Here is a 14,399-nt window from a genome sequence, read left to right on the forward strand (position 1 = left end):
GACGCGACGCCGGGCCGGGGACGGCGCCGCGTCCGGGCCGGGCGAGGTGGGCGAGACCTCACCTGGGCCGTGCCGGGCTCAGCGCCCGGTGACGTGCAGCGGTGTGTGCGCCGGGTCGACGACCTCCGCGGCGAGCGGCGCCTCGGGAGCGGTGCCGCCGGGGCCCCAGGTGTCGGTCTCGAAGCGGTCGCGGTCGTGCGCCTCCAGCGACCGCTCGAGCGCGGGGCCGGCGGGGACGATCTGCGTGGGGTTGATGTCCTCGTGCACGTAGTAGTAGTGCCGCTTGATCTGCGCGAAGTCGACCGTATCGCCGAAGCCCGGGGTCTGGAACAGGTCCTTGGTGTAGTTCCACAGGTTCGGCATCGAGGCGAGGGTCTGCCGGTTGGCCTTGAAGTGGCCGTGGTAGACGGGGTCGAAGCGGATCAGCGTGGGGAACAGGCGCACATCGGCCTCGGTGATCGAGGGGCCCATGAGGTAGCGGTCGCGGCCCAGGCGCTCCTCGAGCTCGTCGAGGGCCTCCCAGAGCGGCGTGTACTCGCGCTCGTAGTCCTCCTGCGAGCCGGCGAAGCCGACCTTGTACACGCCGTTGTTGACCCGGTGGAGCATCCACTTGTTCAGCGCGTCGATCTCCTCGCGCTGAGCCTCGGGGTAGAGATCCGGGGCGCCGGCGCGGTGGTGCTCGGTCCACTCGGTCGCGAAGTCGAGGGTGATCTGCTGGAAGTCGTTGGTCACGACGGCCCTGGTGGGAATGTCCACGACGGCGGGGACGGTGATGCCGCGCGGGTAGTCGGGGAAGCGCGCGAAGTAGGCCTGCTGCAGGCGCTCGTAGCCGAGCACGGGGTCCACCTCGCCGGGGTCGAGGTCGAAGGTCCAGGAGCGCTTGTCATGGGTGGGGCCGGGCATGCCCACGGAGATCGCTCCCTCCAGGCCCAGCAGACGACGGGAGATCAGGGTGCGGTTGGCCCACGGGCAGGCGCGGGCGGCGATCAGCCGGTAGCGCCCGGCCTCGACGGGCCAGCCGTCGCGGCCGTCGCGGGTGATCCGGTCGTCGATGTAGTTCATGTCGCGGTCGAAGGCCTTGCCGCCGGAGACGTAGGCGCCGCGGGTCGAGTGCTCCTCGGCGGCGGCGTCCGTGGAGGCGGGGGCGGTCTCGTTCATCGTGGGGTCCCTTCGTGTCGGTGGCGTCACCGCCATAATAATTGAAACCGGTACTAGATGGAAGCCTCTCGGGGGCGATCCTCGGCGCGCCGAGAGGGGCGCCGGGGTGCGCTCCGCGCCCATGTCGTGCACCATGCGTGGGGGCGTGCGATCCGCCTCGCCCTGCCTGACGTCGCAGGTAAGGGCACCCTTCGTGGCCGGGGGCACAGGACTCGGGCAGTATTTGGAAAGAGTCCTGTTGTAAAATCTAGGTGGTCGAGAAGGGAGGTGCAGGATGGCCGAGCAGGATGCGCAGGAGCTCGCGGCGAAGCCCGAGCAGACCACGCGCGATCGCCTCGTCGAGGCGATCTCCACCCACGGACCCATCACCGCCCGGCGCTCGCCGAGCGCTTCGGCCTCACCAGCGCCGCCGTGCGCCGCCATCTCGCGGCGCTCGAGGCGGAGGGGACCATCGCCGAGCACGAGGTGCCCGTGGCCCATCGCGGCCGCGGACGCCCCAGCAAGACCTTCGTGCTCTCGCCGTCGGCGCATGAGGACTTCGCCGCCGGCTACGACGAGCTGGCCGTGATGGCGGTCGACGAGCTCGCCCGCCGCGGCGGCGAGGAGGCGGTGACCGCCCTCGCGGAGCGGCGGATCTCCGACTGGGAGCAGCTGGCTCGCCGAACGGGTCGACCGCCTCGAGGCGGAGACCGGGGAGCCGGTGGGCACCGCCGAGCGGCTCGAGCCGCTCTCGCAGCCGCTGACCGAGCGCGGCTACGCCACCACCGTCCGCCCGCCGCACGTCCGGCCGCCGGCGGCCCGTCGCGAAGGCGGTGCCGGGCCGCGTAGCCTCGTCACCGCGCTGCTCTGCCACGGCCGTCGCCCCGTCCTCGACGTGGCCGCCGACCACCCGGAGCTGTGCGAGGCCGAGTCCCGCGTCATCTCCCGCATCATCGGGGCCCCCGTCCAGCGCCTGGCCACCCTGGCGCAGGGGGCTCACGTCTGCACGACCCACATTCCGCTCACCGAGGGAAGGACACCATGACGAGCGCACCCGAGAAGCTCTCACAGGACGAGATCATCGATTCGATCGGCAACTACGCCTTCGGATGGCACGACGAGGACTCGGCCGGGGCCAGCGCGCGCCGCGGCCTGTCCGAGGACGTCGTGCGCGACATCTCCGCACGCAAGGACGAGCCCGAGTGGATGCTCGAGCGTCGGCTGAAGGCGCTGAAGCTCTTCGAGAAGAAGCCGCCGCCCACCTGGGGCCCGGACCTCTCCGGCATCGCCTTCGACGACATCAAGTACTTCGTCCGCTCCACCGAGAAGCAGGTCACCGACTGGAACGACCTGCCCGAGGACATCAAGGAGACCTACGACCGCCTCGGCATCCCCGAGGCCGAGAAGCGACGCCTCGTCGCCGGCGTCGCCGCGCAGTACGAGTCCGAGGTCGTCTACCACCAGATCCGCGAGGACCTGGAGGAGCAGGGCGTCATCTTCCTGGACACCGACACGGCGCTCAAGGAGCACCCGGAGCTCTTCAAGGAGTACTTCGGCACCGTCATCCCCTCGGGCGACAACAAGTTCTCCGCGCTGAACACCGCCGTGTGGTCCGGCGGCTCCTTCGTCTACGTCCCCAAGGGCGTGCACGTCGAGATCCCGCCGCAGGCCTACTTCCGGATCAACACCGAGAACATGGGCCAGTTCGAGCGCACGCTGATCATCGCCGACGAGGGCTCCTACGTGCACTACGTCGAGGGTCGCACCGCGCCGATCTACAAGTCCGACTCGCTGCACAGCGCCGTCGTCGAGATCGTCGTGAAGAAGGACGCCCGCGTCCGCTACACGACCATCCAGAACTGGTCGAACAACGTCTACAACCTGGTCACCAAGCGCACCACGGTCGAGCAGGGCGGCGTCATGGAGTGGGTCGACGGCAACATCGGCTCCAAGGTCACCATGAAGTACCCGGCCGTGTGGCTGATGGGCGAGCACGCCCGCGGCGAGACCCTCTCCGTCGCCTTCGCCGGCGAGGGCCAGAACCAGGACACCGGCTCGAAGATGGTGCACATGGCGCCGCACACCTCGAGCTCGATCGTCTCCAAGTCGGTCTCGCGCGGCGGCGGCCGCTCCTCCTACCGCGGCCTGGTCCAGGTCATGCCCGGTGCCGAGCACTCCGCCTCGACCGTGCTGTGCGATGCGCCGCTGGTGGACCAGATCTCGCGCACCGACACCTACCCCTACGTCGACGTGCGCGTCGACGACGTCCAGATGGGCCACGAGGCCACCGTCTCCAAGGTCTCCGAGGAGCGGCTCTTCTACCTGATGAGCCGCGGCATGGAGGAGACCGAGGCGATGGCGATGATCGTGCGCGGCTTCATCGAGCCCATCGCCCGCGAGCTCCCGATGGAGTACGCACTGGAGCTGAACCGCCTGATCGAGTCGCAGATGGAAGGAGCAGTCGGCTGATGACGACCACTGATGTGAAGGGTGCCGAGAGCGCCGGGGACCCGACCGCGAACGAGGCCGTGGGCCACGCGGCGGGCGCCGCGCCCGTCGCCGCCGGGACCGCCCTGGAGGGCACCGACACGACGGCCGCGCCGGAGCTGGAGGAGGAGAACCTGAGCCTGCCGGGCCAGGAGGTCTCCGCCGCCCACGCCGCGCTGAACCGCGGCGCGCGACTGCGCTCCTTCGAGGTCGCCGACCACGCCGTGCCCAAGAGCGACATCGAGGAGTGGCGCTTCACCCCGCTGCGCCGCTTCTCCGCCCTCTTCGAGGACGCCGCCACCGACGACCGCGAGGGCGACCCCGCCGTCGACTACGCCGTGACCGTGCCCGAGGGCGCGCCGGAGCCCTCGACGCTCGCGCCCGGCCAGGCGCCCCGCGGCACGGTGCTGGTCCCCGAGGACCTGCCCACCGCGATCGCCTCGGCCCGCACCGAGCAGGCCAGCGCACCTGGTCGCCGCTAAGAACGTCGCCTACGAGGCGCCGTTCCGCGTGGACATCACCGGCAAGGGCGCGGACCGCCGCGCCAACGCGCACCTCGTGATCGAGGCGCAGGAGTCCTCCTCCTCGATCGTGGTGCTGAACCACACCGGCTCGGCCCAGTACGCGCAGGACGTGGAGATCCTCGTCGGCGACAACGCGCAGATGACCGTCATCACCGTCCACGACTGGGACGACGACGCCGTGCACATCGCGCGAAGACCACGCCCGCGTGGGCCGCGACGCGCGCCTAAAGCACGTCGCCGTCACCCTCGGCGGCGGCGCGGTGCGCCTGAACTCGATCGGCGAGTACGCCGCCCCCGGCGGCGAGATCGAGAAGCTGGGCCTGTACTTCTCCGACGAGGGCCAGTTCTTCGAGAACCGCCTGTTCATCGACCACAGCGCCCCGAACTGCACCTCCAACGTCGCCTACAAGGGCGCGGCCGCAGGGGAAGGGCGCGCGGTCCGTGTGGGTCGGCGACGTGCTGATCCGCAAGGAGGCCGAGGGCACCAACACCTACGAGCTCAACCGCAACCTGGTGCTCACCGAGGGCGCCCGCGCCGACTCCGTGCCGAACCTGGAGATCGAGACGGGCGAGATCGAGGGCGCCGGCCACGCCGCCGCCACCGGGCGCTTCGACGACGAGCAGCTGTTCTACCTGCGCGCTCGCGGCATTCCGGAGATCGAGGCGCGCCGTCTGGTCGTGCGCGGCTTCTTCGCCGAGATCATCCAGCAGATCGACGTGCCCGAGGTGCGCGAGCGCCTCTCGGCCGCGATCGAGGACGAGCTCGCACGGAGCATGAACTGATGTCGGACGCCTTCGTCCCCGTCGCCGCTCTGGCCGACCTCGCCCCCGGCGAGGCGATCGACGTCGTCGCCGGCGGGATCGAGATCGCCCTGGTGCGCGACGAGGACGGCGGCGTCCACGCCCTCGAGGACCTCTGCTCGCACGACGAGATCGCGCTGAGCGACGGCGATGTCGAGGGATGCACCATCGAGTGCTGGAAGCACGGCGACCAGTTCGACCTCGTCACCGGTCGTCCTCTGCGGCTCCCGGCGGTCCTGCCCGTGCGGGTGTTCCCCGTGCGCATCGACGAGAGCAGCGGCGAGATCCTCGTGGATCCCTCTGCCGCTCCCGCCACCTGACCTCGCGGGCGCCCGCACCGACGCCCGCCCCAGCCCCACGAATCCACCAGCTTCCTGGTCAAGGAGAACCCCACATGTCGATCCTGGAGATCAAGAACCTCCACGCCACCGTCGAGACCCCTGAGGGCACCAAGGAGATCCTCAAGGGCGTCGACCTCACCATCAAGGGCGGCGAGACCCACGCGATCATGGGCCCCAACGGCTCGGGCAAGTCCACCCTCGCCTACGCGATCGCCGGCCACCCCAAGTACGAGATCACCGGCGGCGAGGTCCTCCTCGACGGCGAGGACGTGCTCGAGATGAGCGTCGACGAGCGCGCCCGCGCCGGCCTCTTCCTCGCCATGCAGTACCCCGTCGAGGTCCCCGGCGTGACCGTCTCGAACTTCCTGCGCACCGCCAAGACCGCGATCGACGGCGAGGCCCCCTCGCTGCGCACCTGGGTCAAGGACGTCAAGGGCGCCATGGACGACCTGAAGATGGACCCCGTCTTCGCCGAGCGCAACGTCAACGAGGGCTTCTCCGGCGGCGAGAAGAAGCGCCACGAGATCCTCCAGATGCAGTCGCTGAAGCCCTCCATCGCCGTCCTCGACGAGACCGACTCCGGCCTCGACGTCGACGCGCTGCGCGTGGTCTCCGAGGGCGTCAACCGCGCCAAGGAGAACACCGAGGTCGGCATCATGCTGATCACCCACTACACCCGCATCCTGCAGTACGTGAAGCCGGACTTCGTCCACGTCTTCGTGAACGGCAGGGTCGCCGAGCAGGGCGGTCCCGAGCTGGCCGAGCGTCTCGAGGCCGAGGGCTACGATCGCTTCCTCGTCGGCGCCTGATGCCGCCGGCCGTCCCGCCCCGCACCCGCGCAGGGCGGGACGGCCGCACCGCGGGACCCGCCGCGGACCGTCCCGGACAGCACCTCCCGGGACGGCCCGACGAGCCCCGTCCGCACCCCTGCGGGAGCAGTCCCGCACCCCTTCCGGGAGGACACCATGACCGACCAGCAGACCCCGCCCTCGACCGTGAGCGTCGAGGACGTCACCGAGGCGATGAAGGACGTCATCGATCCCGAGCTCGGGATCAACGTCGTCGACCTGGGCCTCGTCTACGGGGTGACCGTCGAGGACGGCAACGCCGTGATCGACATGACCCTGACCTCCGCCGCCTGCCCGCTGACGGACGTGCTCGAGGAGCAGACCTTCGCGGTGCTGGACCCCATCACCGAGACGCACCGCATCAACTGGGTGTGGATGCCGCCGTGGGGCATGGAGAAGATCACCGAGGACGGCCGCGAGCAGCTGCGCGCCATCGGCTTCAACCTCTGATCGTCTGATCGCCCCGGCCGGAACCCGCGCTCCGGCAGCGACTGACGAGTTCTGCACGCCCACGACTCATGTGGCTCCCCGCATGAGTCGTGGGCGTGCATTTCTGCGCGGTGCCGCCGCGCCCGGCGCGCGGAGTGAGGGCGCTCGGCACAGGCGCCGCCGACGGGCGGGTCAGCCGATGACGGCGGCGGCGCTCGTGAGCTCCAGGCCGTGCGCCTCGGCGGTGCCGGCGTGGGTGAGGGCGCCCTCGTGGGTGTGCAGGCCCTTCGCGAGCGCCTCGTCGGCCCGCGGCGCGTCCCGCCAGCCCGCGCCGGCGAGCTTCAGCACGTAGGGGAGGGTCGCGTTGTTCAGCGCCGCCGTCGCCGTGACCGGCACGGAGCCGGGCATGTTCGCCACGCAGTAGTAGATCGCGTCGTGCACCGAGAAGGTCGGGTCGTCGTGCGTGGTGGGCCGGGAGTTCTCGAAGCGACCGCCCTGGTCGATCGCGACGTCGACCAGCACCGAGCCCGGCTTCATCCGGGAGACCATCTCGTCGGTGACGAGCTTCGGGGCGCGCTTGCCGGGGATCAGCACCGAGCCGACGACGACGTCGGCCTGCTCGATCTGCTCGGAGAGGTCGAGGGCGGTCGAGTAGCGGGTGAGGATCCCGCCGTGGTGCATCGTCGCGATCTGGGAGAGCCGGGAGACGTTCACGTCCATCACGGTGACGTTCGCGTGCGCCCGTGCGCCATCATCGCCGCCTGTTCGCCGACGACGCCGCCGCCGAGGACCAGCACGTTCGCCTCCGAGGTCCCGGGCACCCCGCCCATCAGCACCCCGCCGCCGCCCAGCGGCGCCATCAGGTGGTAGGCGCCGACCTGCGCGGCGAGCCGGCCCGCGATCGCGCTCATCGGCGCGAGCAGCGGCAGGGAGCGGTCGGGGAGCTGGACGGTCTCGTAGGCGATGGCGGTGGTGCCGGAGGCGAGGAGCGCTTCGGTGAGATCCCGGTCGGCCGCGAGGTGCAGATAGGTGAAGAGGATCTGGCCCTTCCTCAGGCGTCCGTACTCCTCGGGCGGCGGCTCCTTCACCTTCACGATCATCTCGGCCTGCGCCCAGACCTCGTCGGCCGTCGGCGCGAGGGTCGCGCCCGCGGCGGCGTAGTCCTCGTCGCTCACGCGGGAGCCGAGGCCCGCGCCGCTCTCGACGATCACCTCATGGCCGTGCATCACCAGCTCGTGCACGCCGGCGGCGCCCAGGCCCACCCTGTTCTCGTTGTTCTTGACCTCGCGGGGCACCCCGATGCGCATGTGTCCAGCCTCTCTGCTGAGCTCCCTGGCCGCGGTCACGGCCACCGCCCCCAGGATGACACCTCGGCGGCCGTGCGGGGGAGCCTGCGGATGTGTCCCCCGGCACCGTCGGCGGGAATCCGGGCGACCGTTCGGCGCCTCGGCCCTAGACTCGATCCGGCCCTCCTCCGGGCCGCCCCCGTCCGAAGAGGAGTCCCATCCGTGATCACCGTGCACGACCTCGCCATCCGCGTCGGCGCCCGGTCGCTCATGAGCGACGTCTCCTTCCAGGTCACCGACGGCGACCGGATCGGCCTGGTGGGTCGCAACGGCGCCGGCAAGACCACGCTGACCAAGGTCCTCTCCGGCACGCTGGACCCCAGCGAGGGCGCTGTCGAGGTGACCGGCGAGCTCGGCTATCTCCCGCAGGACACCCACAGCGGCGAGGACACCGAGCCGGTGCTCGCCCGGATCCTCTCCGCCCGCGGGCTCGACGGGATCCTGAGGAAAGCCGCGCCGCGCCGAGGAGGAGATGGGGGACATGTCCCTCACCGAGGCCCGCCGCGAGAAGGCGATGAACCGGTACCCGCGCCTGGAGGCCGAGCTCGACGCCGCCGGCGGGTACGCGGCCGAGGCGGAGGCCAAGCGGATGGCCGCGAACCTCGGCCTGCCCAACCGGTCGCTCGAGCAGGAGCTCGGCACGCTCTCCGGCGGTCAGCGCCGCCGCGTCGAGCTCGCCCGGATCCTGTTCTCGCAGGCCTCCACGATGATCCTCGACGAGCCGACGAACCACCTCGACCACGACTCGATCGTATGGTCGCGCGAGTACCTGATGAGCTACCGCGGCGGGCTGATCGTGATCAGCCACGACGTCGAGCTCGTCGAGCAGGTCGTGAACAAGGTGTTCTACCTCGACGCGAACCGCTCCGCGATCGACATCTACAACATGGGCTGGAAGCAGTACCTGCGCCAGCGCGAGGACGACGAGAAGCGGCGCAAGCGCGAGCGGGCGAACGCCGAGAAGAAGGCCACCCAGCTGACCGCCCAGGCGGAGAAGATGCGGGCGAAGGCCACCAAGGCCGTCGCCGCGCAGAACATGCTCAAGCGCGCCGAGCGCATGCTCGACGGCGTCGAGGGGGAGCGGCAGACCGACCGGGTCGCCTCGCTGCGCTTCCCCAAGCCCGCCCCCTGCGGCAAGACCCCGCTGATGGCCGAGGACCTCTCGAAGTCCTACGGCGACCTGGAGATCTTCACCGGCGTGGACCTCGCGATCGACCGCGGCTCGCGCGTGGTCATCATCGGCCTGAACGGCGCGGGCAAGACCACCCTGCTGCGGATCCTCGGCGGGGTCGACGCGCCGGACACCGGGCGGATCCTGCCCGGCCATGGTCTGCGCATCGGCTACTACGCCCAGGAGCACGAGACCCTGGACCTGGACCGGACCGTGCTGGAGAACATGATGACGGCGGCCTACGAGCTTCCCGAGGTCGAGGCCCGCAAGATCCTCGGCTCCTTCCTGTTCACGGGCGACGACGTGCACAAGCCCGCCCGGGTGCTCTCCGGCGGGGAGAAGACCCGCCTCGCCCTGGCCGCGCTCGTCGTCTCCAGCGCCAACGTCTTGCTGCTGGACGAGCCGACGAACAACCTCGACCCCGCCAGCCGCGAGGAGATCCTCGGGGCGCTGGCGAACTTCGAGGGCGCCGTCGTTCTGGTCTCCCACGACCCCGGCGCCGTCGCGGCGCTCGATCCCGAGCGGGTGCTGATGATGCCCGACGCCGTCGAGGACCTCTGGAACGCCGAATACCAGGAGCTCATCGAGCTCGCCTGAGCCGGGGGCCGCTCCCCGGCCCTCCCCACGCTCGCCGCCGCGCCGGCCGGTGCTCCCGCCGCCGCGGCGAGGACGGGTCCTGCGACGCAGACCGCGGGAGTTCTCCCCTCCGAGTTGCGCTCCTGTGACCTGCGGCATAGTCTCAGCTCGTCGGCACCGTGACGGTGCCCGCCCCGTCGTGGAGGACGGTGCGCGACCGCGCCGTCCGCCTCGACCCGACGAGGAGGAGCGAGACCGTGAGCGAACCCGTCCGCCCGTCCGGTCTGCGCCGGCTGTGCGCCGCCGGGGCCGCGTTCGCCCTGGGGGCGACGCTCGCGGCCTGCGGCTCGGCCGACGCCGGCCCGCCGCAGCTGACCTGGTACATCAATCCCGACAACGGCGGCCAGACCCAGATCGCCCAGCAGTGCAGCGACGAGGCCGACGGGGCGTACACGATCACCACCTCGCTGCCGCCCCGCGATGCGGCCAGCCAGCGTGAGCGACTCGCCCGCCGCCTCGCCGCGGGGGACAGGTCCCTGGACATCATGAGCCTGGACCCGCCCTACATCCCGGAGCTCGCCGAGCCCGGCTTCCTCGCCCCCGTCCCGGAGGACCTCGTCACCAGCTCCACCCAGGACGTCGTCGACGGCGCCGTGCAGGGCGCGACCTGGAACGACGAGCTGGTCGCCGTGCCCTTCTGGGCCAACACGCGCCTGCTGTGGTATCGCGAGTCCGTCGCCGAGGAGGCGGGGCTGGACATGTCCGAGCCCGTCACCTGGGACCAGCTGATCGAGGCCGCGGAGAACACCGACAGCCACCTCGGCATCCAGGGGATCCGCGCCGAGTCGATGACCGTGTGGGTCAACGCGCTGTACGAGTCGCAGGGCCAGTCGATCATCGAGAACCCCGGCGCCCCCGCCGACGAGACGCGACTCGCGCTCGACTCCCCGGCCGGGGACGAGGCGTCCCGGATCATCGGCACGATCGGCTCCGAGGGGCTCGCGGGCCCGGGCGCCACCACCCAGGACGAGAACGTCGCCATGGCCCAGTTCCAGGGCGAGCAGGGTTCGTTCATGGTCAACTGGCCCTTCGTCTACACCGCCACGCAGACCTCCGTGGAGCAGGGGAGCGTCGACCAGGAGGTGCTGGACGACATGAAGTGGACCACGTACCCGCAGGTGAGCGAGGACCAGGAGTCAGCGCCGCCGCTGGGCGGGATCAACCTCGGCGTCGGCGCCTCGAGCGAGCACCAGGACCTCGCCTATGAGGCGATCCGCTGCATCGTCTCCCCGGAGAAGCAGGCGCAGTACTTCGTCTCCGACGGCAACCCGCCCGCGTCCACCACCGCCTACGAGGACCCCGAGGTCCAGGACGCCTACCCGATGGCGCCGGAGATCCGCGAGTCCCTCGAGCGTGCCGCGCCCCGCCCGCAGACCCCCTTCTACAACGAGATCTCCCTGGGCATCCAGCGGCACTGGACCCCGATCTCGGAGGTCGGCGAGGCCACCCCCGCGCGGTCCCAGGAGTTCATCCGGTCCGTGCTGCGAGGGGAGGCCCTGCTGTGAGCGAGACAGCCGCCGCGCCGAGGACCGGGACGGACGGCACCTCCGGGCGCCGCCGCGCGACCCGGCAGAAGCCGCCGCTGAGCGACCGGGCACGGGCGGAGCGCCGCCTGGGCATCATGCTGGCGGCCCCCGCCTTCGTCGTGATGCTGGCGGTGACGGTGTACCCGATCCTCCAGGCCTTTTTCGACTCCCTGTTCTCCTACCGCCTGACCGCCCCGGACCAGCGCTCCTTCGTGGGCCTGTCGAACTACGGGGTGCTCTTCACCGATCCCCTGTTCTGGCGGGACCTCGGGGTCACCGTGCTGATCACCGTGGTCACCGTCGCGATCGAGCTGGTGCTCGGCTTCGCCCTGGCCCTGGTGATGCACAACGCCGTGAAGAGCCTGCGCGGCCTGCTGCGCACCGCGATCCTCGTCCCCTACGGCACGATCACCGTCGTCTCCGCCTTCGCCTGGTTCTTCGCCTTCGACATCAACACCGGCTTCGTCAACGCCTGGGCGCCGGTGGTGGAGGACAGCTTCAACTGGTTCGGCTCCGCCGCGCCGGCGCTGACCGTCATCATGCTCAGCGAGATCTGGAAGACGACCCCCTTCATCTCGCTGCTGCTGCTGTCGGGCCTGGCCCAGGTGCCCGGGGAGCTGACGGAGGCCGCCCGCGTGGACGGCGGCACCCGCGCGGAGGTGATGCGCCGCGTGGTGTCGCCGAACATGAAGGCCGCGATCATGGTCGCGGTGCTGTTCCGGGCGCTGGACGCCTTCCGGATCTTCGACAACGTGTTCATCATGACCAACGGCGCGTACGGCACGGAGGTCCTCTCGCTGCTGGCCTATCGCACCTCGATCGGGCGGCTCGAGATCGGCATGGGCTCGGCGATCTCCGTGGTGCTGTTCCTGTGCGTGATCGGCATCGCGATCGGCGCGATCAAGGGCTTCAAGGTCGATCTGGCCTCGGGGGAGGGACGCTGAGATGAAGGGCATGACCACCCGGCAGAAGGTCGGCTGGAGCGTGATCACGATCGTGGTGCTGGTGTACACCCTCGCTCCGCTGGTCTCGATCCTGATGACCTCCTTCAAGGCCTCCGGCGACCTCACCACGGGGCGCTTCCTGCCCACCCGCTTCGTGCTGGACAACTACGAGCAGATCTTCGCCGGCGCGCCCGAGACCTGTTCCTGCCCGCGCGCGCAACTCCATCGGCATCACGCTGATCGCGACCGTCGTCGCGGTCGTGCTCGCGACCCTCTGCGCGTACGCGATCGCGCGCCTGGACTTCCCCGGCAAGCGCCTCGTGCTGGTCAGCGCGCTCGGGGTCTCGATGTTCCCGGTGATCTCGATCGTGACGCCGCTGTTCAACCTCTGGCGCACGATCGGGCTGTACGACACCTGGCCGGGCCTGATCATCCCCTATCTCTCGCTGACGTCGCCGATCTCGATCTACACCCTGGCGGCGTACTTCCAGCAGATCCCCTGGGACCTCGAGCGGGCCGCGCAGGTCGACGGCGCCACCAGCTTCGAGGCGTTCCGGAAGGTGATCGTCCCGCTCGCCCTGCCCGGCGTGTTCACCACCGCGATCATCGCGTTCTTCATCGCCTGGAACGACTTCGTCTACGGCATCTCGCTGACGTCCACCTCGGCCGCGCGCCCGGTCCCGGCGGCGCTGGCCTTCTTCACCGGCGCCTCCCAGTTCGAGGAGCCCACGGGCGCGATCTCGGCCGCAGCGATCATCGTCACCATCCCCATCGTCATCATCGTCGTGCTCTTCCAGCGCCAGATCGTCTCCGGTCTGACGCAGGGCGCGGTCAAGGGCTGACCCCAGGAGGCAACCGGCCATGGCCACCATCGAGATCCAGAACCTCGTCAAGCGGTACGACGACGGCTTCCCCGCCGTCAACGACGTGAGCCTCGACATCGCCGACGGCGAGTTCGTGATCCTCGTCGGCCCCTCGGGCGCGGGAAGTCCACGCTGCGCTGCGCATGATCGTGGGACTCGAGGACATCACCGAGGGCGAGTCGCGCATCGACGGCAAGCGCGTGAACGAGAGCGCGCCGCGCGACCGCGACCTCGCCATGGTCTTCCAGAACTACGCCCTGTACCCCCACCTGAGCGTGTACGACAACATCGCCTTCCCGATGCGGCTGTCGAAGAACAAGCTCCCCGAGGACGAGATCGACCGCCGGGTGCGCCGCGCCTCGTCGATGCTGGGGCTGGACGAGCACCTCGAGCGCAAGCCCGGCAACCTCTCGGGCGGTCAGCGCCAGCGCGTGGCGATGGGGCGCGCGATCGTCCGCGAGGCCGACGCCTTCCTCTTCGACGAGCCGCTGTCGAACCTCGACGCGAAGCGCGCGGCCAGATGCGCACCCAGATCGCGCGGCTGCAGCGGCGCCTGGGCATCACGAGCGTCTACGTCACCCACGACCAGACCGAGGCGATGACCCTGGGGGACCGGGTCGCGGTGCTGAAGAAGGGCAGGTCGCAGCAGGTCGCCTCGCCGCGCGAGCTCTACGAGCGACCCGCGAACCTCTTCGTCGCCGGTTTCATCGGCTCTCCCTCGATGAACTTCCTGCCCGCCCGGGAGGAGGGCGGGCACCTGCGCACGCCGATCGGGGACCTCACGGCACCCGAGCACGTCCTCGAGGCCGCCCGGGGGAGGGACCTGGTGCCGCTGGGGGTGCGCCCCGAGCACTTCGAGGACCTCGAGTTCGTCGACGAGGCGCTGCCGCCGCACGGCACGGAGCTGGCCGTGACGCCCACCCACACCGAGTGGCTCGGCAACGAGCAGTACGGCTACATCGACTACGAGAAGGACCCCGAGGTGGCCGAGGTCCTCGACGAGCTCGCCCGCGATCTCGACCAGGACGAGATCCCGCCGCAGGTGGTGGTGACCCTCAGCTCCGCGAGCCGGGTCCGCGGCGGCATGGAGTCCCGGATCTGGGTGGACACGCGCAAGGTCCACGTCTTCGACGTCGCCACAGGGGAGAACCTCACCCGCGACGAGGAGAAGGGGGCGGAGCTCACGCGCCGCGCCGCCGAGGACCGGCGGCCGCGAGATCGAGACCGCCGCGGCGCTGGAGGACTGAGGCCGACTCCCGCGCCCGTCCCCGCGCGGCGCGCCGCGCCCGAGGACGGCACGGCGAGCGCGTAGTGTGGCGGACATCTGATATCCGCTGTGAAAGGCC

At 70.6% G+C, this 14,399-nt stretch carries 9 protein-coding genes and 5 pseudogenes; 12 read left to right on the forward strand and 2 right to left on the reverse strand.

Annotated elements, in window-relative coordinates; genetic code table 11:
• Nucleotides 1-78 precede the first annotated feature (78 nt).
• Complete coding sequence (locus WKH84_RS00800) at nucleotides 79-1,158, reverse strand: glutathione S-transferase C-terminal domain-containing protein (RefSeq protein ID WP_341855328.1); 1,080 nt, start codon at nucleotides 1,156-1,158, stop codon at nucleotides 79-81.
• 267 nt (nucleotides 1,159-1,425) lie between these two features.
• Between WKH84_RS00800 and WKH84_RS00805 the strand changes: the two genes are divergently transcribed.
• The 7 genes and pseudogenes from WKH84_RS00805 (at nucleotide 1,426) to WKH84_RS00835 (ending at nucleotide 6,588) form a co-directional block, all read left to right on the forward strand.
• Nucleotides 1,426-1,986, forward strand: coding sequence for a hypothetical protein (locus WKH84_RS00805; protein WP_341855329.1), 561 nt, complete (start codon nucleotides 1,426-1,428; stop codon nucleotides 1,984-1,986).
• A gap of 46 nt (nucleotides 1,987-2,032) precedes the next feature.
• Nucleotides 2,033-2,182, forward strand: a complete 150-nt coding sequence (locus tag WKH84_RS00810; protein WP_341855330.1) for a hypothetical protein — start codon at nucleotides 2,033-2,035, stop codon at nucleotides 2,180-2,182.
• On the forward strand, nucleotides 2,179-3,606 hold the full coding sequence (gene sufB / locus WKH84_RS00815) for a Fe-S cluster assembly protein SufB (RefSeq protein WP_341855331.1): 1,428 nt from the start codon (nucleotides 2,179-2,181) through the stop codon (nucleotides 3,604-3,606). The genes WKH84_RS00810 and sufB overlap by 4 nt, the downstream gene beginning before the upstream one ends.
• Nucleotides 3,606-4,931 (forward strand): annotated as a pseudogene (sufD, locus tag WKH84_RS00820) (Fe-S cluster assembly protein SufD). Before sufB ends, sufD begins: the two are co-directional and overlap by 1 nt.
• Complete coding sequence (locus WKH84_RS00825) at nucleotides 4,931-5,269, forward strand: non-heme iron oxygenase ferredoxin subunit (protein ID WP_341855332.1); 339 nt, start codon at nucleotides 4,931-4,933, stop codon at nucleotides 5,267-5,269. The pseudogene sufD and the gene WKH84_RS00825 overlap by 1 nt, the downstream one beginning before the upstream one ends.
• Nucleotides 5,270-5,343: 74 nt before the next feature.
• Nucleotides 5,344-6,099: a Fe-S cluster assembly ATPase SufC gene (gene sufC / locus WKH84_RS00830; protein WP_341855333.1), complete on the forward strand. Its 756-nt coding sequence runs from the start codon at nucleotides 5,344-5,346 to the stop codon at nucleotides 6,097-6,099.
• A 156-nt stretch (nucleotides 6,100-6,255) separates the two neighbouring features.
• On the forward strand, nucleotides 6,256-6,588 hold the full coding sequence (locus WKH84_RS00835) for a metal-sulfur cluster assembly factor (RefSeq protein WP_070501884.1): 333 nt from the start codon (nucleotides 6,256-6,258) through the stop codon (nucleotides 6,586-6,588).
• Between the two features lie 171 nt (nucleotides 6,589-6,759).
• Here WKH84_RS00835 and ald read toward each other — a convergent pair.
• Nucleotides 6,760-7,874: pseudogene (ald, locus tag WKH84_RS00840) on the reverse strand (alanine dehydrogenase).
• Nucleotides 7,875-8,075: 201 nt separating this feature from the next.
• On the opposite strand from ald, the pseudogene WKH84_RS00845 reads away from it, so the two are divergent.
• The 5 genes and pseudogenes from WKH84_RS00845 to WKH84_RS00865 all read left to right on the forward strand — a co-directional run bounded on the left by WKH84_RS00845 (nucleotide 8,076) and on the right by WKH84_RS00865 (nucleotide 14,365).
• Nucleotides 8,076-9,681: pseudogene (locus tag WKH84_RS00845) on the forward strand (ABC-F family ATP-binding cassette domain-containing protein).
• A gap of 236 nt (nucleotides 9,682-9,917) precedes the next feature.
• A complete protein-coding gene (locus tag WKH84_RS00850) occupies nucleotides 9,918-11,225 on the forward strand; it encodes an extracellular solute-binding protein (RefSeq protein ID WP_341855334.1) in 1,308 nt (435 codons plus the stop codon).
• Between the two features lie 77 nt (nucleotides 11,226-11,302).
• Entirely contained in the window at nucleotides 11,303-12,190 is an 888-nt protein-coding gene (locus tag WKH84_RS00855; RefSeq protein ID WP_341856725.1) for a sugar ABC transporter permease, read from the forward strand.
• 10 nt (nucleotides 12,191-12,200) lie between these two features.
• Nucleotides 12,201-13,032, forward strand: a pseudogene (locus tag WKH84_RS00860) (carbohydrate ABC transporter permease).
• A 19-nt stretch (nucleotides 13,033-13,051) separates the two neighbouring features.
• Nucleotides 13,052-14,365, forward strand: a pseudogene (locus WKH84_RS00865) (ATP-binding cassette domain-containing protein).
• Nucleotides 14,366-14,399 lie beyond the last annotated feature (34 nt).

This window comes from Brachybacterium sp. GPGPB12 (genome assembly GCF_038396325.1).
Taxonomy (GTDB): Bacteria; Actinomycetota; Actinomycetes; order Actinomycetales; family Dermabacteraceae; genus Brachybacterium; species Brachybacterium conglomeratum.

Bases quoted from the DNA above. Each gene is read 5' to 3' on its own strand.
- WKH84_RS00800 (WP_341855328.1), bottom strand. From the start codon at position 1,158: ATGAACGAGACCGCCCCCGCCTCCACGGACGCCGCCGCCGAGGAGCAC.
- sufB (WP_341855331.1), top strand. From the start codon at position 2,179: ATGACGAGCGCACCCGAGAAGCTCTCACAGGACGAGATCATCGATTCG.
- WKH84_RS00825 (WP_341855332.1), top strand. From the start codon at position 4,931: ATGTCGGACGCCTTCGTCCCCGTCGCCGCTCTGGCCGACCTCGCCCCC.
- sufC (WP_341855333.1), top strand. From the start codon at position 5,344: ATGTCGATCCTGGAGATCAAGAACCTCCACGCCACCGTCGAGACCCCT.
- WKH84_RS00835 (WP_070501884.1), top strand. From the start codon at position 6,256: ATGACCGACCAGCAGACCCCGCCCTCGACCGTGAGCGTCGAGGACGTC.